Origin of the sequence: Methanoculleus caldifontis, from assembly GCF_032842345.1 — an archaeon.
Taxonomy (GTDB): domain Archaea; phylum Halobacteriota; class Methanomicrobia; order Methanomicrobiales; family Methanoculleaceae; genus Methanoculleus; species Methanoculleus caldifontis.
This window is the reverse complement of sequence record NZ_WBKO01000001.1, coordinates 630,564-652,422: the sequence shown is the minus strand read 5'-3', so window position 1 is coordinate 652,422 and position 21,859 is coordinate 630,564. Positions and strand designations below refer to the sequence as shown.

At 64.1% G+C, this 21,859-nt stretch carries 27 protein-coding genes; 20 read left to right on the top strand and 7 right to left on the bottom strand.

All coding sequences use genetic code 11. The annotated features are described in order from the left end of the window. Positions 1-396 carry an ArsR/SmtB family transcription factor gene (locus F8E02_RS03415; RefSeq protein ID WP_317064055.1) on the bottom strand — a complete coding sequence of 132 codons (396 nt, stop codon included), beginning with the start codon at positions 394-396 and terminating at the stop codon, positions 1-3. A 112-nt stretch (positions 397-508) separates the two neighbouring features. On the opposite strand from F8E02_RS03415, the gene F8E02_RS03410 reads away from it, so the two are divergent. The 18 genes from F8E02_RS03410 to F8E02_RS03325 all read left to right on the top strand — a co-directional run bounded on the left by F8E02_RS03410 (position 509) and on the right by F8E02_RS03325 (position 11,757). After that, positions 509-721, top strand: a complete 213-nt coding sequence (locus F8E02_RS03410; protein WP_317064054.1) for a hypothetical protein — start codon at positions 509-511, stop codon at positions 719-721. A 15-nt stretch (positions 722-736) separates the two neighbouring features. Next, positions 737-2,593, top strand: coding sequence for a carbamoyltransferase family protein (locus tag F8E02_RS03405; protein WP_317064053.1), 1,857 nt, complete (start codon positions 737-739; stop codon positions 2,591-2,593). 247 nt (positions 2,594-2,840) lie between these two features. Beyond that, a complete protein-coding gene (locus F8E02_RS03400; RefSeq protein ID WP_317064052.1) occupies positions 2,841-3,620 on the top strand; it encodes a pyrroline-5-carboxylate reductase family protein in 780 nt (259 codons plus the stop codon). Between the two features lie 95 nt (positions 3,621-3,715). After that, entirely contained in the window at positions 3,716-3,865 is a 150-nt protein-coding gene (locus F8E02_RS03395) for a hypothetical protein (protein ID WP_317064051.1), read from the top strand. A gap of 94 nt (positions 3,866-3,959) precedes the next feature. Then, positions 3,960-4,865: a permease gene (locus tag F8E02_RS03390; protein WP_317064050.1), complete on the top strand. Its 906-nt coding sequence runs from the start codon at positions 3,960-3,962 to the stop codon at positions 4,863-4,865. Between the two features lie 41 nt (positions 4,866-4,906). Continuing rightward, on the top strand, positions 4,907-5,986 hold the full coding sequence (locus F8E02_RS03385) for a permease (protein WP_317064049.1): 1,080 nt from the start codon (positions 4,907-4,909) through the stop codon (positions 5,984-5,986). A gap of 10 nt (positions 5,987-5,996) precedes the next feature. Then, complete coding sequence (locus F8E02_RS03380; protein WP_317064048.1) at positions 5,997-6,266, top strand: hypothetical protein; 270 nt, start codon at positions 5,997-5,999, stop codon at positions 6,264-6,266. Next, a complete protein-coding gene (locus tag F8E02_RS03375; RefSeq protein ID WP_317064047.1) occupies positions 6,263-6,496 on the top strand; it encodes a thioredoxin family protein in 234 nt (77 codons plus the stop codon). The genes F8E02_RS03380 and F8E02_RS03375 overlap by 4 nt, the downstream gene beginning before the upstream one ends. Positions 6,497-6,528: 32 nt before the next feature. Then, positions 6,529-6,771, top strand: coding sequence for a thioredoxin family protein (locus F8E02_RS03370; RefSeq protein ID WP_317064046.1), 243 nt, complete (start codon positions 6,529-6,531; stop codon positions 6,769-6,771). Between the two features lies 1 nt (position 6,772). After that, positions 6,773-7,246 (top strand): putative zinc-binding protein, encoded by a 474-nt coding sequence (locus F8E02_RS03365; RefSeq protein ID WP_317064044.1) that lies wholly within the window; start codon positions 6,773-6,775, stop codon positions 7,244-7,246. A 3-nt stretch (positions 7,247-7,249) separates the two neighbouring features. Further along, the gene (gene arsB / locus F8E02_RS03360; RefSeq protein ID WP_317064043.1) at positions 7,250-8,362 is read left to right on the top strand and encodes an ACR3 family arsenite efflux transporter; all 1,113 of its coding nucleotides are present in this window, start codon (positions 7,250-7,252) and stop codon (positions 8,360-8,362) included. After that, positions 8,359-8,751, top strand: coding sequence for a DUF2703 domain-containing protein (locus F8E02_RS03355; RefSeq protein WP_317064042.1), 393 nt, complete (start codon positions 8,359-8,361; stop codon positions 8,749-8,751). The genes arsB and F8E02_RS03355 overlap by 4 nt, the downstream gene beginning before the upstream one ends. Before the next feature lie 4 nt (positions 8,752-8,755). Then, the gene (locus F8E02_RS03350) at positions 8,756-9,163 is read left to right on the top strand and encodes an arsenate reductase ArsC (RefSeq protein WP_317064041.1); all 408 of its coding nucleotides are present in this window, start codon (positions 8,756-8,758) and stop codon (positions 9,161-9,163) included. Then, a complete protein-coding gene (locus tag F8E02_RS03345; RefSeq protein ID WP_317064040.1) occupies positions 9,164-9,511 on the top strand; it encodes a putative zinc-binding protein in 348 nt (115 codons plus the stop codon). A gap of 203 nt (positions 9,512-9,714) precedes the next feature. Further along, positions 9,715-10,254: a nitrophenyl compound nitroreductase subunit ArsF family protein gene (locus tag F8E02_RS03340; protein WP_317064039.1), complete on the top strand. Its 540-nt coding sequence runs from the start codon at positions 9,715-9,717 to the stop codon at positions 10,252-10,254. Next, a complete protein-coding gene (locus F8E02_RS03335; RefSeq protein WP_317064038.1) occupies positions 10,251-10,967 on the top strand; it encodes an aromatic aminobenezylarsenical efflux permease ArsG family transporter in 717 nt (238 codons plus the stop codon). Before F8E02_RS03340 ends, F8E02_RS03335 begins: the two co-directional genes overlap by 4 nt. A 141-nt stretch (positions 10,968-11,108) precedes the next feature. Continuing rightward, positions 11,109-11,267, top strand: a complete 159-nt coding sequence (locus F8E02_RS03330) for a hypothetical protein (protein ID WP_317064037.1) — start codon at positions 11,109-11,111, stop codon at positions 11,265-11,267. Positions 11,268-11,364: 97 nt separating this feature from the next. Then, positions 11,365-11,757 carry a DUF2703 domain-containing protein gene (locus F8E02_RS03325; protein WP_317064035.1) on the top strand — a complete coding sequence of 131 codons (393 nt, stop codon included), beginning with the start codon at positions 11,365-11,367 and terminating at the stop codon, positions 11,755-11,757. 9 nt (positions 11,758-11,766) lie between these two features. Here the strand turns inward: F8E02_RS03325 and F8E02_RS03320 are convergent, their stop codons facing one another. Further along, entirely contained in the window at positions 11,767-12,009 is a 243-nt protein-coding gene (locus tag F8E02_RS03320; RefSeq protein WP_317064034.1) for a hypothetical protein, read from the bottom strand. A 100-nt stretch (positions 12,010-12,109) separates the two neighbouring features. Here F8E02_RS03320 and F8E02_RS03315 point away from each other — a divergent pair, with 100 nt between their 5' ends. Both F8E02_RS03315 and F8E02_RS03310 read left to right on the top strand, forming a co-directional pair. After that, on the top strand, positions 12,110-12,604 hold the full coding sequence (locus F8E02_RS03315) for a peptidylprolyl isomerase (protein ID WP_317064033.1): 495 nt from the start codon (positions 12,110-12,112) through the stop codon (positions 12,602-12,604). Between the two features lie 10 nt (positions 12,605-12,614). Further along, entirely contained in the window at positions 12,615-13,070 is a 456-nt protein-coding gene (locus tag F8E02_RS03310) for a ribonuclease III domain-containing protein (RefSeq protein ID WP_317064031.1), read from the top strand. A gap of 515 nt (positions 13,071-13,585) precedes the next feature. On the opposite strand, the gene F8E02_RS03305 is transcribed toward F8E02_RS03310, so the two are convergent. The 5 genes from F8E02_RS03305 to F8E02_RS03285 all read right to left on the bottom strand — a co-directional run bounded on the left by F8E02_RS03305 (position 13,586) and on the right by F8E02_RS03285 (position 21,821). Next, positions 13,586-14,878: an L-lactate MFS transporter gene (locus F8E02_RS03305; RefSeq protein WP_317064030.1), complete on the bottom strand. Its 1,293-nt coding sequence runs from the start codon at positions 14,876-14,878 to the stop codon at positions 13,586-13,588. A 6-nt stretch (positions 14,879-14,884) separates the two neighbouring features. Next, positions 14,885-16,774, bottom strand: a complete 1,890-nt coding sequence (acs, locus tag F8E02_RS03300; RefSeq protein WP_317064029.1) for an acetate--CoA ligase — start codon at positions 16,772-16,774, stop codon at positions 14,885-14,887. 465 nt (positions 16,775-17,239) lie between these two features. Continuing rightward, complete coding sequence (locus F8E02_RS03295) at positions 17,240-18,181, bottom strand: magnesium transporter CorA family protein (RefSeq protein WP_317064028.1); 942 nt, start codon at positions 18,179-18,181, stop codon at positions 17,240-17,242. Positions 18,182-18,302: 121 nt separating this feature from the next. Next, positions 18,303-20,327: a sodium-translocating pyrophosphatase gene (locus F8E02_RS03290; protein WP_317064027.1), complete on the bottom strand. Its 2,025-nt coding sequence runs from the start codon at positions 20,325-20,327 to the stop codon at positions 18,303-18,305. Between the two features lie 90 nt (positions 20,328-20,417). Further along, a complete protein-coding gene (locus F8E02_RS03285) occupies positions 20,418-21,821 on the bottom strand; it encodes a DNA-directed DNA polymerase II small subunit (RefSeq protein WP_317065142.1) in 1,404 nt (467 codons plus the stop codon). Positions 21,822-21,859 lie beyond the last annotated feature (38 nt).

Sequence of the window (21,859 nt, the reverse complement as noted above, 5' to 3'; positions counted from 1 at the left end):
TTACTCTTTTTTACAGCACCCGGTGCCGCTCAGTGCCTGCGGCGCCCGGAGACTGCCGTCGGGGGTCAGCCGGTAGACGATCCAGTTCCCCTGAGCCTCGCCGGCGATCAGCCCCGCCTTCTTCAGGACCGAGAGGTGGTAGGAGAGCTTCGAGTCCGCTATCCCGAGCACCGCCTTGATGACGCAGACGCAGAGCGGCTGCACGGAGAGCATCGCGAGGATCTTGAGGCGGAGAGGATCGGCGAGCGCGCGGTGGATGCCGCTCTCCTGCTCAAGCGTTGCATCGTCCGGCAACTGCTCCACCAGCCCTGCGATGCCGCCGCACCGGCAGAGGGATTCCTCCACTCCGGGAGGGAGGGGCAGGGATGCATCCTGGTATTTTTCGTCTTCCGCCATCCGGGTATCACGCTCGTTGTTTCAAAATAATATGAAATGGAAACGCCTATAACCTTTCGCTGCCACCATAGGCGGTTCGAGCCAGTCGTTCGACTGCAGAGGAGAAAAAAGCATGGACGATACAGGGGTCGGTATCATCGGCGGCAGCTGGGTCGCACGGGGTATCCTGACCGGGAACCTGCCGGAGCGGGTCATCACCAGTGGTGCAAGCCCTGCGATCGAGATCGCCGGCCGGCACCGGCGTTCGGATCTCCGGGCTTCCACGGTATCGTCTTGCTTCATCCCTCGACAATACCGGCTCGATGAACTGCTGGAAGGACGATAGGCAGCGAGGACGCGTATGATTATTCTTGGCATCAATTACATCTACCACGACTCCACGGCCTGTGTGGTCAAAGACGGCAAACTGATCGCCTCACTGGAAGAGGAGCGGCTGAACCGGGAAAAACATACCTATGCGTTCCCCAAACAGGCGATTGCACGCTGTCTGGAGATTGCCGGGTTAACGGCCGAAGAGATCGACCATATCGCGATCTCGTTTCGGCCCGACCTGGAAAGACCAAGAAAAATTGCCTACGCCCTGAAGTTGGGATGGAAGACCAGGGCCTTCTCCTCCAAGGAACTGGGCTTCGCCCTCTTCGCAACAAGAGCCTTCAGGCTCTGGTTCGATGCAACATTCACAAAGGACAGGAAGCCGGAGGTGCATTTCGTTCCCCACCACCTCTCTCATGCAGCCGGCTCGTTCTTCGTCAGCCCCTATGAGAGCGCTGCTCTGCTGTCGCTGGACGGGTGGGGCGAGTGGGCCACGACGTTCAAGGGGGTCGGGCGGGGCACTACCGTTGAGTGCTTCGCCCAGGATCTCTTCCCTTACTCCCTGGGCGCGGTGTATGAAGTGCCCACCGACTTCTGCGGGTTCCGGACCAGTTATGATGAGGGCAAGACCATGGGACTGGCGCCGCTCGGCAATCCCGATACCTTCTCCGGGATCGTGGAGAAGATCTTCTGGGTCAACGAGGATATGTCCATAGGCGTGGACCTCTCCTACTTCGATTTTCAGCACTACGGACCACGCTGCTCGAAAAAATTCTACGAGACGTTCGGTCAGGCCCGGCAGAAGACCCGGGACGCCAGATTCGAGCAGCACCACCTGGACGTGGCGGCGGCTTTTCAGAAGCAGCTCGAGGAATGTGTACTGAAGATCGCCCGCCAGCTGCGTGAACGCACGCAGGAGGACTATCTGGTGATCTCCGGCGGGGTCACCCTCAACAGCGTGGCGAACGGCCGGCTGGTGCGGGAGAGCGGATTTGAGGACCTCTACGTGATGCCGGCGGCCGGCGATAACGGGACGGCCATCGGCGCTGCATACTATCTGTATAACAGCATACTGGGCCAGCCCCGCACCTACGTCCACGACGATCCTTATGTCGGCACCGGGTACGGGAACGGGACTATCCAGAAGCTGCTCGAGGAGTGCAAACTGGAGCATCGCTACCTCCCGGACGGCCAACTGGAGGCCGTAACCGCACGCTTGCTCCAGAGCGGCCAGATCGTCGGCTGGTTTCAGGGCCGAATGGAGATCGGGCCCCGGGCTCTCGGCAACCGTTCAATTCTCGCCAACCCGACGCTGCCGGACATGAAAGACAAGATCAATGCAGAGGTCAAGCACCGGGAAGCGTTCCGGCCCTTCGCGCCCTCCTGCCCGGTCGAAGACACCCCGCAGTACTTCGAACAGCACGTGGCGGATCCGTTCATGCTGAAGGTATGCCGTGTGCGGCCGGAGAAGCAGGCAGTCATACCGGCCGTCACCCATGTGGACGGCACGGCCCGACTGCAGACGGTCCACCGGGAGACCAACCCGCGGTTTCACCGACTGCTGAAAGAGTTCGAGAAACTCACCGGCGTCCCGGTATTGCTGAACACGAGTTTCAACGTGATGGGCGAGCCGATCGTGGAGTCGCCGCAGGATGCCATCCGCTGCTTCTTCTCCACCGGTCTGGACTACCTGGTGTTGGGGAACTACGTCGTCGGCAAGCAGCCCGGCATGCTTCCCGATGTACCGGGGGTCCGGGCGTTCGCAACCTCCCGCAGCCCGCCGATCTCTCTGGATCGAGAGGCTGCGGGGGATCCGGTGCCCCTGCCGGTCGCCGGCGATCAGCCCTGCCTTCTTCGGGACCGGGAGACGGTAGGTCGGTCTTGAGTCTGCCGTCAGGAGGACCGTCCCGGGGATACACAGAGCGGCTGCACGGAGGGTCTCGGGAGGATCCTCGTGCGGAACGGCTCCTCTGTTCCGTGAGGGACGTCGATGCGTGGAGGTACTCTCCCTCTTCTGCCATCCGGGTATCACGCTCGCTGTTTCAAAATAATATGAAATAGAAATGCCTATAACCTTTCGCTGCTACCGTACGTGTACCAACCAGTCGTTCGACTGCGGAGGAGGAAAGAACATGGACAGTACAAGCGTCGGTTTCATCGGCGGCGGCAGGATCGTGCGGATCATCCTGACCGGGTGGGAGAAGGCCGGATCAATGCCGGAGCGGGTCATCGTGAGCGATCCGAACCCGGCGGCGCTCGCCGCACTCAAGGAACGGTTCCCGGCGATCGAGGTCGCCGGCGACGACAACGCCCGGCCGGCGTCGGCGGATATCGTGGTTCTCGGCCTGCACCCGCCTGCCGTCGGAGCGGTGCTGCCGGCGATCGCCCCGGCCCTCCGGAGCGAGGCGCTCCTCGTCTCGCTCGCGCCGAAGTGGAAGATCGCCGGGATTGCCGGGGGACTCGGCGGCAGGCGGGCGATCGTCCGGATGATCCCGAACGCTCCGGCGACCGTCGGGAGCGGCTACAACCCGGTCGCGTTCTCCGACGGGGTGACGCCCGAACAGAGGCGGCAGTTTGAGCGGGTCTTTGGCACGCTCGGCGAGATGCCGGAGGTTGCTGAGGAGAAGCTCGAGGCATACGCCGTCCTGACCGCCATGGGGCCGACCTACTTCTGGTTCCAGTGGTACGAACTCCTCGACCTCGCACGGTCGTTCGGGCTTACCGACGCCGAGGCAAAGGAAGGGCTCGCCGCGATGGTCGAGGGGGCGCTCCGGACGATGAAGAGTCCGGACCTCACGCCCGATGCCGTGATTGACCTCGTCCCTGTCAGGCCGATCGCCGCCGGCGAGGAGGCCATCCGGGAGATCTACCGGACGAACCTGACCGGACTCTACCGCAAGCTCGCTGAATAACCCCAACTTCAACTCTTTTTGAAACCAGAACCTTTATCGGGTGGCGGTGCTCACATTGTTTCAACATTATTTGAAACAGAGTGGAGCGTAGTACCATGACGGACGACACCTGCAAAAACCGGAAGGAAGGCATCGCCGGACGGATCAAGAAACTCTTTGCACCGGAGAGCGACTGCGGCTGCGGCGGCGGCTGTTGCGGCAACGTGAAGATTGTGCCGAAGAAGACCGACGAGAAGAAGGAGTGACCGGACGCGGAGCATGGCAGGATGGGTCGAGGAGTTCCGTACCCGGGCGGCGACGAGCCTCTGGAGAGGGAACAGAACCGGTGAGTGAACGACCATGGATGCCGCTTCGAACCTGATCACCGCCGGACAGTTCTTCGTCGTCATTGCCGGGGAACTGGTCCTGCTCTTTGTGGGGATCACCTTCCTCGTCGGGCTCCTCCAGGCCTACATCCCCGAAGAGCGGATCCGGAGCGTGCTTGCCGGGAGGCGGCAGGGCGTCGGGAATGTTATCGGGGCCGGGTTCGGGGCCCTCACCCCGTTCTGCTCCTGCTCGACGATCCCGATCCTGCTCGGCCTCCTCGACATCGGGATCCCGTTTGGGGTCTGCATGTCGTTCCTGCTCGCATCCCCGCTCTTAAACCCGGTGATCCTCGCCCTCCTCGTCGCGCTCGTCGGGGTCGTCCCGACCGCCATCTACGCCGCCTTCACCTTCACGGCCGCAGTCGTGCTGGGCTGGCTCCTCGGCCGGTTCGGGTACGAACGTTATGTCAAGGACGTCATGGTCGAAGGGAGACCGGAACCCTGCGGTTGCGCCGCAACCCACGGCACCCGCATCCGGGGAGCCGTCTCTTTCGCGGTCGGTCTCTTCCGGCAGGTGCTCCCCTACCTCCTGCTCGGCGCCGGGATCGGGGCGTTCATCTACGGGTTCGTCCCCGAAGACCTGATCGTCGCGGTCGCGGGGCCGGGCAACCCCCTCGCCATCCCGGTCGCGGCGGTCATCGGCGTGCCGATGTACATCCGGGCGGAGACGCTCATCCCGATCAGTGCCGTCCTTCTCGAGAAGGGGATGGGGATCGGCGCCGTGATGGCGCTGATCATCGGCGGCGCGGGAGCGAGCATTCCGGAAGTGACGCTGCTTGCCGCGATCTTCGAGCGGCGCCTACTCGCCGCGTTCGTGGCGATCATCCTCGGGGTCGCCGTCCTGGCCGGCGTGGCGTTCCAGGCCATTGCCGTTCTCTGAATCCCTGATTGAGCATACAAGAACTGAGAAAGGAACAGACCATGATCGATATCCTCATCGGCGCTCTGGCATCCGGGCTTGCCTCCGTGCTCGACTACCTCTCGGCACACGTCCTCACCTGCCTTGTCCCGGCGTTCTTCATCGCCGGCGCCATCGCGGCTTTCGTCAAGAAGGACGCGATCCTGAAGTACTTCAGCCCGGACGCGCCCAGGCACATCTCTTACGGGATCGCATCGGTATCGGGGACGGTCCTTGCGGTCTGCAGCTGCACCATCCTGCCCATCTTCGCCGGCATCCTCAAGAAAGGAAGCGGCATCGGCCCGGCAACGACGTTCCTCTTTGCCGGCCCCGCCATCAACATCCTCGCGGTCATCTATACCGCATGGGTCCTCGGCTTCGACCTGGGTATTGCCCGGGCGGTCTCGGCGGTCCTGCTCGCCATCGTGATCGGGCTTGCCATGGCGCTGATCTTCCGGTCGACCGATATCGAGACGCTCAAGAAGAAGGCGATGGCGCCGAGCGTCGCCGGGGCGTGCGAGGAGGAGAAGCCGCGCTGGGTCACGCCGGCATTCTTCGCCCTCCTGGTCGGGGTGCTGGTCTTCGGGGCGTCGCCGCTCGAGTGGGTGATCCGGCTCTCGATCGTCTACATCCTCACGCTCGCGATCGCCGTCCTGCTCATCTACTACTTTGATAAGGACGAGGTGACCGACTGGGGGATGGAGACCTGGGATCTGACGAAGAAGATCTTTCCCATCCTGATCGGGGGGACCTTCCTCGTCGGGATCATCGCGTTCTTCCTCCCGCCAGAGACCTTCCAGCCCTACTTCGGGAACAACTCGCTCGGCGCGAACTTCCTTGCGGCCATTGTCGGGATGATCCTCTACATGCCGACGCTGCTTGAGGTCCCGATCATCGGGACCACCTTCGGCTACACCACCGGGCACATGGCGGCAGGACCGGCGCTCGCCCTCCTGCTCGCGGGCCCGACGGTCAGTCTTCCCTCCGTCCTCGTCATCTCGCGGATCATGGGGGCGAAGAAGACGGCGGCCTACGTGGCGCTGGTGATCGTCTTCGCGACCATCGCCGGGTTCGTGTACGGGAACGGGATAGTATTACTCTAGAGGGGAACCTATGGAGACGAAGAAGAGAGAGAAACCCTGCTGCGCCGCAGAGGCCCTGCGGCGCGTCCGCCGGATCGATCTCGGCGGGGCCGTCGTCGGGCTCGCGATGCTTGACGATATCCTGGCCGACATCGTCGATCGCGGCATCGCGGGCGAGACCGCTATCGGCGATGAACTCGTCAAACAGGTAAAGATTTACAACTACGTCCCGAAGGAGGCGGAACCGCTCTACCGGGCGGCGCTCATGCGGGATTACCAGAACGAGGTGAAGAAACGATGAAGGTAGAAGTGCTCGGAACCGGCTGCGCCAAGTGCAAGCGGCTCGCAAAGAACGCAGAGGCGGCGATCAAGGAGCTCGGCATCGAGGCCGAACTCGTCAAGGTCGACGATATCACGGAGATCATGGACCGCGGCGTGATGCTGACGCCGGCGCTCGCCGTCGACGGGGAACTCAAGGTCTCCGGCAGGGTGGCCGACGTCGGAGAGATCAAGGAGATCCTGCAGGGGTGAGACCCTTTTTTCCCTGCACAGGAGTCTGAGAGATGGTGCTGGTTGAAGTCTTCGGGACCGGCTGCGCCAAATGCGGGCGGATGATCAAGAATGTCGAGATCGCGGTCGAGGATCTCGGGATCGATGCGGAGGTCCGCAAGATCGAGAGCCTCGATGAGATGATTGAGCGGGGAGTGATGCTGACGCCGGCGCTCTACGTCGACGGCGAGGCCAAAGTTGTCGGCCACGTCCCCTGCGTCGAGGATATCAAACAGATACTGCTCGGAGAGAAGTGAGATGACGGAACAGAACTTACCCCGGTGCGCCTGCGGGTGCGGCGCGGAGCCGGAAGGCGGCACGAAACGGATCATCTTCGCCTGCGCCGGCGCAGCGAAGGCCGGACAGCTCTCGAACGAGGCTGCCGTTCAGTTGACAGAGGAAGGATACGGGAAGATCGCCTGCACGGCCTCCCTCGCTGTCGGGACACCCTCGATCATGAAGAAGGTCGAGGCAGCGGACGAGGTGGTCGTCATCGACGGCTGCCCGGTCGGCTGCGCCCGCCAGATCGCTGAGAAGGCCGGGATCACGCCCGACCAGGAGATCGTGGTCACGGACCTCGGGATCGAGAAGGGCGGGAGCCTCGACCTCTCCGAAGAGGACGTGGAGACGATCGTCTCCGCCGCCTGGGAGGGGAAGGGAAGATCGGAGACGGAGAAAGGGCGCAGGCCATCCGGTGGGTGCGGGTGCGGCGGGGGCTGCGGCGGTGAGTAACCGATGGGCACCGTCAACCAGATCCATTCGGCGACCACGGCCCCACGCCTCTCGGCGATCGACCGCTACCTGACCCTCTGGATCGTCCTTGCGATGGCGGCCGGCGTCGCCATCGGCTACCTCCTCCCCGGCGTGCCGGAGGCGATCACGGGGTTTTCGGTCGGCACCACTTCCATCCCGATCGCGCTCGGGCTGATCCTGATGATGTACCCGCCGCTCGCGAAGGTCCGCTACGAGGAGCTCGGCCGGGTCTTCCGGGACACCCGGGTACTCGGCCTCTCCCTCGTCCAGAACTGGCTCGTCGGCCCGGTGCTGATGTTCCTCCTTGCGGCAGCCTTCCTCGCAGGGCGGCCTGAGTTCATGTACGGCCTCATCCTGGTTGGCCTTGCCCGGTGCATCGCGATGGTCATCGTCTGGAACGATCTCGCGAAGGGCGACTGCGAGTACTGTGCCGCCATCGTCGGCGTCAACTCGATCTTCCAGGTGCTCTTCTATGCAGTCTACGCCTACGTCTTCATCACCGTGCTCCCGCCGTTCCTCGGTATCGGTGCCGGAACAGAGGTGCCGATCACCATCGCGGGCGTCGCCGTCACGGTCTTTATCTATCTGGGCATCCCGTTCATCGCCGGATTCCTGACCCGGTTCGCGCTCCTCAGGGTGAAGTCGAAGGAGTGGTACCACACACGGTTCATCCCGAAGATCTCGCCGATCACCCTGATCGCCCTGCTCTTTACCATCGTGGTAATGTTCTCGACACAGGGCGGCAACATCGTGGCGCTGCCGCTCGACGTCGTCCAGATCGCCATCCCGCTCACACTGTACTTTCTGATCATGTTCTTTGCAAGCTTCTGGATGAGCTGGAAGATCGGCGTCGACTACGGGAAGTCGACGTCGCTTGCGTTCACCGCCGCGAGCAACAACTTCGAGCTCGCCATCGCCGTCGCCATCGGTGTCTTCGGGATCGGCTCCGGCGTGGCGTTTGCCACCGTCATCGGGCCGCTGCTCGAGGTGCCGGTGTTGCTCGCGCTCGTCAACGTCGCCCTCCGGCTCCGGGACCGCTGGTATGGAGGAGCAGTCGAAGCACGTTGTCCTGCGCCATATGAGGGATTATCATGAAGAACGAACTTATCGTAGAATGGAAACACGTCGGAAGAGACGTCGAGAACACCTGCGAGCGCTGCGGCGCGACCGGACGGGCGGTGATGGACGTCGTCGAGCAGATCCGCCCCATCCTCGAGGAGGAGGGGATCGTGGTCCGGGTTGTCGAGACCGTCCTTGAAAACGAGGCGATAACGGAGTCGAACAGCATCCTCTTCAACGGCGTGCCGCTCGAGGACCTCATCGAAGGGATGGAGGTCACCAGTACGCCCTGCGCCTCCTGCGCCTGCATCACCGGGCAGGACGACGTCGAGTGCCGGGCAATCGAGTATAACGGCGAGCGCTACGAGTCGATCCCGCCGGAACTGATCGCCCGGGCGGCACTCGCGGCGCTCGGGCTGGAGTGATACCGTGAAGAAGAGGGTCCTCTTCGTCTGCACCCATAACGCCGCTCGCTCGCAGATGGCGGAAGGCTACCTGAACACCCGCTACGGCGACCGTTACGAGGCCTTCTCCGCCGGCACCACGCCGGGGACCCTGAACCCCTATGCGGTCCGGGCGATGGCCGAGCTCGGGATCGATATCTCCGGCCACCGCTCAAAGGATCTCGGTGAGTTCGACGAACAGGAGATGGATCTTCTCGTCGCCGTCTGCGAGGGAGGGATCTGCCCCCTCTTCCCCTGGGCGAAGGAAGAGATCCACCGGGAGTTCCCCGACCCGTCGAGACTCACCGGCACCGACGAGGAGATCATGGCGGGCGTCCGGCGGGTCCGGGACGAGATCGTCGGCTGGATCGATGCGGCGTTCGGGGGGAACTGATTGGCGGTCACCGTCATCGCCTGTTCGGGGATCTCGAACACCGGGAAACTGACGGCCCAGGCAGGGGCGATGCTCCTCCGCTGCTCCTGCGGGGCGGTTGAGGCCTGCATCGCGGCCACCCGGCCGACGGCGTCGCTGGAGGCTTCCGTCCGGCACGCGGATCGTATCCTGGTGCTGGACGGGTGCGGCGACTGTTGCGGGAGGAAGAAGGTGCGGGCGCTCGGGATCGAGCCGCACCTGCATATCGTCGCAACCGACTGCGGCATCGCAAAGAACGGGATGGCCGAACCCCGGTTCGACGAGATCGAGCGCCTATCAGCCGCCGTTATGGAGGCGATCAGGGGATAAATGCCGGCCCCGGACCTCTTTTGTTAGCGGCTATCAGACCGACTCTTTCGCTCCTCATGCATGATCGGGCAGGCTGCTTTCCCGCCGGCGGCGTTCATCTCCTCCGGCGTCTACCAGAATGAATTATATATCCGATTGAACAACAGGTCATCACCACTTCAAGATCTCTTGTAATGGTCTATCCAGCACCAGGGGTGTCCCTGATGAGACGAACACATGTGAGTTACTCCGAACCCGGGCGCACGCAGGAACTGTTCCCCCGCAGCGCCCCCGCCCGGAAGGTCCTGCCGTTAGTTGTGCTGTCGGTTCTCCTGGCGTTTGCCGCCCTCTCTGCAGGATGCACGACAGCACCCGGCGGAGCGGATGCCGCCACCGTCTCGCCGCTCAACGGCACCGTCACCAGGGTCGAAGTCATCCACTTCACCGCGCCGAACCAGTGCTACTCCTGCGTGGTGCTCGGCGATTATGCCGAAGAGACCGTAAAGAAACACTTCCCCGAAGAACTCGGCTCCGGAAAGCTCGTCTTCGACCATGTCGATATCGCCGACCCGGAAAAGAAGGAATTTGTCGAGCGCTACGGCGCGACCGGCTCGTCCCTATGGATCGGCACCTACGACGACCAGGGCGGCTTTTATAAAGAGGAGGATATCCGTGTCTGGTACAAACTCAACGACAGGCCCGGATACCTGCAGTACCTCAAGACGCTGATCGGGATGCGCCTTGCAGGGGATTTCTCGCAATGAGCCTGATGGGGTTCATGGAGACGATGGGGACGAGCAGCATTCCCCTCGTCGCCGCGTTCTTCATCGGGCTGATGATGGCCCTCTCGCCCTGCCCGCTCGCGACGAACATCGCCGCGATCGGCTACCTCTCCCGCCGGATAGGGAGTCCGGGACAGACCCTCCTCGCCGGGTCGCTCTACAGCGCGGGGAGGATGGTCGTCTACGTCGGCATTGCGGCACTGATCGTCGTCTTCGGCCTCTCCGTCCAGGGGATCTCGCTCTTCCTCCAGTCCTGGGGCGAGGTGCTGGTCGGCCCGCTGCTGATCGCGATCGGGGTCATCATGCTCGACCTCGTCCCGCTCCCCTCCTTTCAGGGAGGCAGCAGGCGGTTTGCCGCGTTCAAGGAGCGGGTCGCCGATAAGGGGCTCGCGGGGAGTTTTCTCCTCGGCGTGCTCTTCGCGCTGACCTTCTGCCCGTTCTCGGCGGTGCTCTTCTTTGCGATGCTGGTCCCGCTGGCGCTCCGGACCTCTGATCCGCTCGGAGTACCGGCGGTCTTTGCCGTCGCGACCGCTCTGCCGGTGATCGCGTTCTCGCTGATCATGGTGACCGGGATCGCGAAGGTGGGGAGCGCGATGAAGGCGGCGGAGAAGTTCGAGTACTGGACGCGGCGCATTGTCGGGGTGCTCCTCGTCGGGATCGGGGTATACCTTCTTGCGGCAATGCTGCTCGCCTGATACGCCTTCCGCCGGGCTCCTGCCTGCGCCTGCACCGGGGGATTCAAACATTAATGAGACTAAAACCTTCATACGCCGGGGCCGCAAACAGCTAGTCGGCGTGAAACATTCCGGCCCGCCTGCCGGAGCGAGAGTGACAATATGACGGATGAGAATGGAAAGAACGAAGAAGGATGTATCGGATCGCGGGTGAAAAAACTCTTCTCCTCCGGCTGCGGCTGCGGGAGCGGCGGCGGCTGCTGCGGGACACGGGTCGTCCCGAAGGCAAAGAAAGAAGAGCCTGAGCCGGAAGAAGAGTAGGTTGCCGGCACGGTCTGTCGGGTGCCCGAGATGACCGGTGGTATTACGAAGGGGCGGCAGGAAGATCTCCCGCCGATTACAGAGGAGATGGTATAACATGAAGAAGGAACTCGTCATCGAATGGAGACACGTTACAAGAGATGCTGAAAACGTCTTTGAGACCTGCAAAGAGACCGGGATGCCGTTAGATGCCGTTCTCGACGAGATCCGCATGCTCCTTGAGATGGAAGGGGTCAGTGTCCGGATAGTCGAGACGGCCGCGGAGTCGGACAGCCTCCTCTTCAACGGGGTTCCGATCGAGGAGCTCCTGGAGGGGGTCGAGGTGACCGCCACGTCCTGCTCCTCCTGCGCCACCTGCGGTGAGGACTGCGGAGAGGACTGTGGGGAAGAGGCGGATTGTCGGATGCTCCGCTATAACGGCGAGGCGTACGAAGATATCCCGCCTGAGCTGATCGGGCGGGCTGCTGCAAGAGCGCTTGAGATGGAGTGAAGGGGCCCGTCACCCCTCAGTTCCGTAGCGCCGCCGGACAGTCCAGACCATCGGGGGGTGCGCGGTCAACCGGTCAAGCGCGTCGGCCCAGACCGCGCCCTGGAGCTCGCATCGCGGGTCGGGGTCGAGGTCAACCAGGGTGAACCCCGATCTCCGGCCGCCGCGCACGTGGCCGGGAGCGAGGACGCCCCGGACCCGGACGTTTGCCCCGACAATGAGCCCGAGCACCAGGTGCAGAACGTCGTCTTGCACTGCCCCTGCGTCCCCGGAACGATGAGCCACCGCCGGGGGACGTGCCGGCGGCATGCAGTATAAGTAGCAGCGACGGACAATACCTTACGGAGTTATGCCTATGGCAGAAGCGAACGGAAAGAAGGTCGTGTTCCACACGACCATGGGCGACATCGTCATCCGGCTCTACGACGACATGCCGGTGACCGCAGGGAACTTTGCGAAACTCGCGAAATCCGGGTTCTACGACGGCACGATCTTCCACCGGGTCATCCCCCGGTTCATGATCCAGGGCGGCGACCCGACCGGCACCGGGACCGGCGGGCCGGGCTACACCATCACCGACGAGTTCGTGAAGGGCCACTCGAACCGCCGGGGCACGATCGCGATGGCAAACACCGGCCGCCCGAACTCCGGCGGAAGCCAGTTCTTCATCAACCTGGTGGACAACACCTACCTCGACTGGGACAACCCCCAGACGCCGAGCGCCCACCCGGTCTTCGGTGAAGTGGTGGAGGGGATGGACGTCATCGACAAGATCGGGAAGGTCGCGACGAACTCCGCGGACAAGCCCAAGGTCCCCGTCCGGATCGAGAAGGCCGAAGTCCTGGAGTAACCCTTTTTTTATGAACCGCCGGGACCCGGCCGGGATCGAGGCGCGGATCGGCTACGCCTTTAAGGATCGCTTACTCCTCGAGCGGGCGCTCACCCGCCTCGCCTACACCCTGGAGGCCGGCCTCCCGCCCGATGCGCACATGGATGCCCTCGCGACCCTCGGCGACGCGGTCATCAACGTCGCGGTCGTGGAGGCGGTGGTCGCCGGCGGGGCGCACGACAAAGGCGCGATCACCAACAGAAAGATGAATCTGGTGAACATGACCCGGCTCCGGGGGCTCGCGGAAGGCCTCGACCTCGCCGGGTACGTCCGCTGGGGAAAGGGGGAGGCCGCGCAAATGGTCTGGACCTCCGGCCGGGTCCTCGCCGAGTGCCTGGAGGCGCTCGTCGGCGCCGTCTACCTGGACGGCGGGATGGAGGCGGCCGCCGGGGTGCTCCGGCGGCTCGGGCTCACGGAGAGGGTTTAGCCGTTCTCTCCGTTGAACATTTCATACAACCCCCGGAGAACACCCGGTTATCGATAGAGGGTAGTGTCGCCTCACGCGAAGAGCGCGAAGCCGCGAAGGGAAGTGTCCACCCATTAACCGAATTTCGCGTTCTTCGCGGCTTCGCGTGAGTTTTTCGGTATAGAGGAGCAGTACAGCCTCACGCGAAGAGCACGAAGCCGCGAAGGGGAGTGTCCACCCATACCGAATTTCGCATTCTTCGCGGCTTCGCGTGAGTTTTTCGGTATAGAGGAGCAGTACAGCCTCACGCGAAGAGCGCGAAGCCGCGAAGGGGAGTGTCCACCCATACCGAATTTCGTATTCTTCGCACCTGACGGTGCTCACGCTCACTTCGTTCACGCTTCGAAGCCTGAGGGCTTCTTAAACTCCGGTTCTACGAACCGTCGTCCTTCGCGACTTCGCGTGAATCAATGATGCAGGATTATTCCGGAGGGAACTCTATCCTTAGCGGAGAGATTCTCCGGTCTCGATCACTCTTATTTTTCCACCGCCGTCGCCGGCACGGGCGCGCTCGCCGGAACCCCGACCGGCGGCCGCATCAGGAGCCAGGCGGCGGCGAACCCCACGGCGGCGAGGGCCGCGACCAGCGGGAAGACACCGAGATAGGTCCCGGTCGCCGTCCGGACGAACCCCGCAAGCTGCGGCCCGACCATGGCCCCTGCACCGTAGGCGAGGAAGACGACCCCGTAGCAGCGCGGGTAGTCGCACGTCCCGAAGTAGGAGGCCGTCGCCGCCGGCGCGATCGCAAGCCAGCCCCCCAGGCAGCCCCAGAGGACGGCGAAGGCGACGATGTAGGCCGGCACTCCCGGCACGAGCCAGATCAGGACCGATGCCGCCGCGATCAGCGCAAACGTCAGCATCGCGGTCTTCTGCGGGGTTATCCGGTCGGTAAGCCCACCGAAGGCCGGCCGGCCCAGCCCGTTGAAGACGGCGAAGAACCCGACGAGGAGCGTCGCGAGCCCCGCATCCACCCCGGCGACCTCGGTCCCGACCGGCTTTGCGATCGAGATCGCGGTGAGCCCCGCGAGGCAGCCGACGAAGTAGCAGGCGAAGAGCCCGTAGAACGTCCCCGTCCGGAGCATCGCAGGCCGGTCGCACTCGCAGACCGGCGCCGTGCCGACCCCCGGCGCGGGAGGCGTCCACCCCGGCGGCCGCCATCCTGCCGGCGGGAACCGGAGCGGGAGGGCGGCGAGGAGCAGCACGGCGATGAGCGCGGCCCCGAAGATCCGGAAGGTCGCCATCACGCCGTAGGCGGCGATCAGGGCGCCCGCCGCGTTCGCAGTGACGAAGGCCGAGAACCCGAAGCCGAGCAGGGCAAGCCCGACCGCGAGCCCCCGCCGGTCCGGGAACCACCGGGCCGCGACGGCGACCGGCGCCCCGTAGGCGATCCCGACGCCGAGTCCCCCGATAACCCCGTAGACGACGTAGAGCGCCTCGACCGACGTCGCCGTCGAGGCGAGGAGCCAGCCGAGCCCCGTCAGGACGCCCCCGACGGCCGTCACCGTCCGGGGCCCGTAGCGCTCGATGTACTTCCCGGTGAGCGGCATTGCTATCGCGAAGAAGGCGAGGAAGACCGAGAACGGGAGGAGGACCTCCCCCGCCGTCACCTCCCGGCCGAGCGCCTCCGTGAAGTGCACGGAGAGCGGCGCCACGAAGACGCTCCAGGAGTAGATGCTCCCGAGACCGAGGTTGATGAGGAGGCCGAGGGCGACAAGCCCCCACCTCCCTTTCTCCGCGGGCAGGCCGAAGACCGTCGGTGTGTCCGGCATAAGGGTCTACTCCTCCAGGGTCGATATGTCGCCCGGGTCCATGCCGAGCTCGCGGGCTTTCAGGACCCGCCTCATGATCTTGCCGCTCCGGGTCTTGGGGAGCCGGTCCAGGTACTCGATCTCGGCCGGCACCGCGACGGGGCCGAGGCTCTTCCTGACGTGGCGGGCGAGGTCGTCGGTGAGCCCGTCACCGGAATCCGCGCCCACGCGGAGGGTGACGAAGGCCTTGATGACGTTCCCCTTCAAGGGATCGGGTTTCCCGATGACGGCCGCTTCCGCGACGGCTTCGTGGGAGACGAGCGCGCTCTCGACCTCCGCGGTCCCGATGTTGTGCCCGGCGACGACGATCAGGTCGTCGGCCCGCCCGATGACCATGATGTAGCCGTCCTCATCCTTCACCGCGAGGTCCCCTGCGGTGTAGCATCCCGGGATGGTCCCCCAGTAGGTCCGGTAGCGCTCGTCGTTGCCGTGGACCGTCCGGAGCATCGAGGGCCAGGGCTCCCTGATGACCAGGAACCCCCCGGTTCCCGGCGGGACCGGGGCTCCCGTCCTGTCGACGACGTCGACGACGGCGCCGGGGACGGGTTTCCCGGCGAACCCGGGCTTCATCGGCTCGCCGACCATCGTGGTCACCATGTGCATCCCGGTCTCGGTCTGCCACCAGGTGTCCACGATCGGGCATCGCCCGCCCCCGATCCGGTGGTAGTACCACTCGAACGCCTCGGGGTTGAGCGGCTCCCCGACGGAGCCGAGCACGCGCAGCGACGAGAGATCGTACTTCGCCGGCCACTCGTCGCCGTGGCGCATGAACATCCGGATGGTGGTCGGCGCCGTGTAGAAGATCGTCACCCCGAGGTCCTGGACCAGCCGCCAGTAGGCGCCCGGGTCCGGGTAGTCCGGCGTCCCTTCGGCGATGACGACGGTCGTGCCGACGGCGAGCGGGCCGTAGACGACGTAGCTGTGGCCGGTGATCCAGCCGGGGTCGGCGGTGCACCAGAAGACGTCGTTCTCCTTGACGTCGAAGACGCACTTCATCGTGTAGTAGGTCCCGACCATGTAGCCGCCGCAGGTGTGCACGATCCCTTTCGGCGCCCCGGTCGAGCCGCTCGTATAGAGGATGAAGAGCGGGTCTTCCGCGTCCATCACCTCCGCCGGGCAATCGGGCGCCGCCTCTGCCGTGAGGGCCGCGTAGTCGACCTCGCGGGCGGGGTCGATATCGACGGCCGGGCTCTCGCGCCGGAGGACGACGACCCGCTCGACGGACGGCGCGTGGTTGAGCGCCTCCCTCGCGATCTCCCGGAGCGGGACGGTCTTCCCCCGCCGGTAGCCGACGTCCGCAGTGACGATGACCTTTGCTCCCGCGTCGTTGATCCGCATCGCGAGCGCATCGGGTCCGAATCCGCCGAAGACGACGGAGTGGACGGCTCCTATCCGGGCGCAGGCGAGCATCGCGACGATCTGCTCGGGGACGAGCGGCATGTAGATGCAGACCCGGTCGCCTTTGCCGACGCCGAGGGCTTTCAGACCGTTTGCAAACCGCATCACCTCGCGGTGGAGGGCCTCGTAGGAAACGACCTGCTCCTCCCCGTCCTCGCCGCGCCAGACGATTGCCGGCTTCTCCTTCCGGTCGCTCGCCACATGGCGGTCCAGGCAGTTGTGGGTGATGTTCAGTTTCGCGTCGACGAACCACCTCGCGTAGGGGTAGTTCCATTCCCTGACCCGGCCCCACGGCTTGAACCAGGCGAGCTCACGGGCTATCCGGTCCCAGAACCCCTCCGGGTCGCGCACGAACTCCTGGTATGCCTGCGCGTAATCCGGCACCCAGGCAGCCGCCTTGCACCGGGGGTCGGGGATGTAGCATTTCTCCTCCAGTTTCACGGCGAACGTCTCTGTCATACCCTCACATTCCTGATCGATTAATCATGCCGGATTGCTCCGGTCGAGCCCGATAGGGGACCCGGCACCGTGCAAAAGCGGCTGATCGTTCCGGCCCGGCGGTTCCCGGCCGACCGGTCCGTGTTCGTCCTCTCGTGCATGCGACCGTGCCGGCCCCCGCCGGCCGCCTCCAGATTATACATGATCTATCATGTATAATTTGACATGATCAATAATGTAGGATCGGAGATATACCTTCCGGTGCCCGGGGCGACTGCACCAGATTTCTGACGTCAGCCCGAGCCCCCGGAATGCACCGCACCCTGGCTCGACCCTCTCATCCGCGCGGCGCGCTGCCCGGTGGACGGTAACCTGCCTCACTCCGGGGGGCGACGGCTATCCGGTCGGGAGTTTGAGCACCCTCAGGCGCGAGAGAACGGTGGTTACGGGGTCCCGCCCGGCGGGGCCCGGTCTCCCTCAGAGACGTCACAGCCAGCCCTTGCGGTTGATGGCCACCGCGAGGAGCGAGGAGACGATCAGGGAGAGAACGATGATGATGAGGAATCCGTTCGGGTTGTCCTCCAGGGGGACCGGGACGTTCATCCCGAGGAAACTCGCGATCATCGTGGGGATCGCGAGGATGATGGTGATCGAGGTGAGGAGTTTCAAGATATTGTTGAAGTTGTTTGAGATGATAGAGGCGAAAGTGTCCATCGTCTCGGTGAGGATCGTCGAGTATGTGTTCGCCATCTCGATAGCCTGCTTGTTCTCGATGATGACGTCCTCGAGGAGATCGGCGTCGTCCGCATAGAGCCGGAGCGGCTGGAACGTCAGCGTCTTGTCGAGGACGATCTGGTTGCTCCGGAGCGAGGTCGAGAAGTAGACCAGGCTCTTCTTCAGGTTCATCAGCTGGATCAGCTCGCGGTTCCGCATCGACTGGTTCAGTTCGGCCCCGATCCGATCGGAGACCCGCTCGATCTGCCGGAGATACTGGAGGAAGTAGGATGCGTTCCGAAAGAGGATCTGCAACACGAACCGGGTCCTCTTGAAGGTGTAGAAGAGCTTCACCCGCCCGGTCGTGAAGTCCTGGACGATCGGGTTCTCGCGGAGGCAGACGGTGACGATGGTCTCGGAGGCGACGATGATCCCGAGCGGCATCGTCGTGTAGAGGATCGTCTGCTCGGGGTAGGGCATCGGGATGTCGATGACGATCAGGGTGACGCCGTCCTCGGTCTCGGTCCGCGGGCGCTCCTCCTCGTCGAGCGCTGCCCGGAGGTAGTCGCCCGGAACGGAGAGCCTTGTTGCCACTTCCTCGATCTCCTCGGTCGAGGGGTTGATCAGCGAGACCCAGGAGCCGGGCTCGAACCGGCCGGTCTCCTCGGTCCGGGGGACCGGGGCTCCCTCAATCGTGCGGTAGATGCGGAGCATGCGGATCGTCACCTCCCCTTTCGCGAGTTCACAAGATCAGGTTGTCCGCGCGGCGGGAAGAAGGTATGCTCGCCTCGGCATCCGCTGCCCGGTGCATATGGGAGAAAAAAGGGAAGTTGGGTTAGACGATCAGGATCAGCGGCGCAAAGACCAGCGCGACCATGGACATCAACTTTAAGAGAATGTTGATGGCAGGTCCCGACGTGTCCTTGAAGGGGTCGCCGACGGTGTCGCCGACGACCGCTGCCTTGTGAGCCGGGGAGCCCTTGCCGCCGAGGTGGCCCTGTTCGATGTACTTCTTTGCGTTGTCCCAGGATCCACCCGCGTTCGCCATCGTGACGGCGAGGAGGAACCCGGATGCAAGCGAGCCGACGAGCAGGCCGCCGAGCGCCTCGGTGCCGAGGACGAACCCGACGGTGAGCGGCGCGGCGACGGCGAGGACGCCGGGCAGGATCATCTCACGCAGCGCCGAGTTCGTGGAGATGGCGATACAGGAGGCGTAGTCCGGGTCGGCTTTCCCCTCCATGAGGCCTTTGATCTCCTTGAACTGGCGGCGGACCTCGTGGACGATGCTGTATGCGGCCTTCCCGACTGCCATCATCGTGATGGAGCAGAAGAGGAAGGGGAGCATCGCACCGATTAGGAGGCCGATGAAGACGTTCGGGGCCGAGACGTCGATGACCGAGAGGCCGACCGCCTGGGTGTAGGCGGCGAAGAGGGCGAGCGCGGTCAGGGCCGCAGAGCCGATGGCGAACCCCTTGCCGATGGCGGCGGTGGTGTTGCCGACGGCGTCGAGCGTGTCGGTGATCTCGCGGACTTCGGGCTTCTGGTGGGACATCTCGGCGATACCGCCGGCGTTGTCGGCGACCGGACCGTAAGCGTCGACGGAGAGGGAGATCCCGAGCGTCGCGAGCATACCGACGGCGGCGATCGCGATACCGAAGAGACCTGCGACCTGGTAGGCGACGAAGATCGCGAGGGAGATGATCAGGACCGGCCAGATGGTGCTCTCCATCCCCTTTGCAAACCCGGTGATGATGGTGGTCGCGGCCCCGGTCTCGCTCGACTTGACGATGGCGAGGGTCGGGCTCCGCTCAAAGGAGGTGTAGTACTCGGTGATCAGGCCGATGGCAAACCCTGCGACGAGACCGGCAACGGCTGCGTAGAAGACGCCGATGTACTCTGCGCCGAGAAGGGTGGTCACCAGGAAGTAGGTGGCGGCGACCGTCACGGCCATCGCGGCGAGCAGGCCCTTGTTGAATGCCATGTGGATGGCGCTGCTCTCGGTCTTGTTGGTCCGGACGAAGAACGAGCCGATGATGGACGCGACGATACCGACCGCGGCGATGAGCAGCGGAAGGAGGATCACGTTCATGATCTCCGCGTTCGGGAACTGCGTGGCAGCGACGGCGACACCGAGGACCATCGCCGCGATGATCGAGCCGACGTAGGACTCGTAGAGGTCCGCACCCATGCCGGCGACGTCGCCGACGTTGTCACCGACGTTGTCGGCGATGACGGCGGGGTTCCGGGGGTCGTCCTCGGGGATGCCTGCCTCGACTTTGCCGACGAGGTCGGCCCCGACGTCTGCGGCCTTGGTGAAGATACCGCCGCCGACACGGGCGAAGAGGGCGATCGAGCTTGCACCGAGACCGAATCCGGTCACGATGGTGAGGACTTCAGCCTGGGCGAGCCCCGTTACGGTGCTGACGATCATATACGCGATCGAGAGGCCGAGAAGGCCGAGACCGACGACTGCCATGCCCATGACCGAACCGCTCGCGAACGAGACTTTGAACGCATCCGCGATCCCGCGCCGTGCTGCGTTCGTGGTCCGGACGTTTGCGGCGGTGGCGGTGAACATGCCGATGTAGCCGGCAGTCGCCGAGAGCGCCGCGCCGAGCACGAAACAGGCGGCGGTGAGCGGGTTGATCCAGATGCCGAGGACGACGGCAAGAACGATCACGAATATTGCGATAGCGCGGTACTGCCTGTTCAGGTAGACCATTGCCCCTTCATGGATGGCGGCAGCGATCTTCTGCATCAGTTCAGTACCCGTGCCCTCCCGCTTGATACTCGTGTACGAGTATCCTGCGAACAGGAGAGCAAGGATGGCACCGATGGGTGCCAGGTAAACCAGATCCATCTCTCTGCATTCCTCCGATTTGTTACCATATAGAAAGGAATTCCACACTTTTAAATATGTGGAAACCATATCGGGCAATCTGATGGATATTTAACTGAAATCCATCACTTCTGGCTGGAGCGTCTGGAGATCGATGACGAAAGCTCGCGCGGGCGTGGGGTGGATATTCATCTGTTTCTGAAACGCAGTCTGGGACTGCCAGGTACCCGTGTTCACCCCGAGAACGCCCCGGTACCGGGTGATGCCGCAGATGTGGACGTGCCCCGTCAGCAGGATCTCCGGGAGCGGGTCGATGACGAGCCGATCGTTCTTCATCGCGGCGATGGGAGTCCGCATCCCGTAAGGTCCCGCGAGCAGGCGGCGTTTCAGCATCTCCTCCATGATCTCGCCGGGCCGCTCGTAACTCGCCCCCGGTATGAGCCCGATCATATCGTCGATAGACCGGCCATGGTACATCAGGACCCGGACGCCCTGGAGGTTCAGCAGGCAGGGGTTCTCGACGACGGTGCAGTTGGACGGGAACCGCGTCGTGAACTCGGGGGGGAGCGCCGGCTGCGGCTCGGCCATCCTGACGACGTCGTGGTTGCCCGGCGCGGCGACGATCCGGATCCGTGAGGGGAGGTCGCGGAGCATCTCCCCGAAGACGTCGTACTGCTCGTAGATGTTCTTGATCGTCAGTTCGTTATCCTGCCCCGGGTAGATCCCGATCCCGTCGACGAGGTCGCCCGCGATCAGGAGATAACCGGCATCGGAGTCCTGGAGCCAGTCGGCGAATCGGTTCCAGCCGTCCTCGAGGAAGGTGTCGCTCCCGACGTGGACGTCGGAGATCAGGACCGCCTTTCCCGGCCGGTCGCTCTTGAACGGGGCGTTGTTGATGGGGACGTCGGGGCGTGAGAGCTGCTCGGCGAAGAAGAGCCCTCCGTCGCTTGAGAGTTTCCCCTTGACGCCGAGCACCTCGTCGGGGAGGATCCGCTCCGCTTCGGCGAACGCGTCGCCCTTCCCTTTGTTGAAGAGCACCCGGATAGCGCCGGTGGGGTCCTCCACCTCGACGAGCCGGTGGCCTTTGGCGGTCGTCCGGACGTCGGCCACCATCCCGATGATGCCGCACTCCTCGTCGCGGTAGCGATGAGGCGACTTGACCAGCGCCTCGATCGGCATCGCGGTCAGCCGGCTCCGGATCATCGAGGAGAGGTTGTTGTAGCGGTCACGGAAGTAGTGGACGGCATCCTCGTGGCCGCTGACGCTCCCCGTGGTGCCGGCGCTTCCCATGATCACCTCGAGTTCGGGATCGACGAGGAACCGCGTCCCGTCCCGGACCTTCTTCATCCCCGGGATATGCTCTGCGGAGATGACCAGGGTGCCGTCGGGGACACCCGCCGCTATCCGGTCGATGAGTGTCGGGTCGTTCTGCTCCCGGATGTAACTCACGACCTCAGGATGGACCTGGTGCTTCAGCGCAAGGAACCGGCGCACAATCTCCCCGTCGGCGAGCATGGACTCCATGTTATTCTCTCCCCGGAAATATGGGTTTA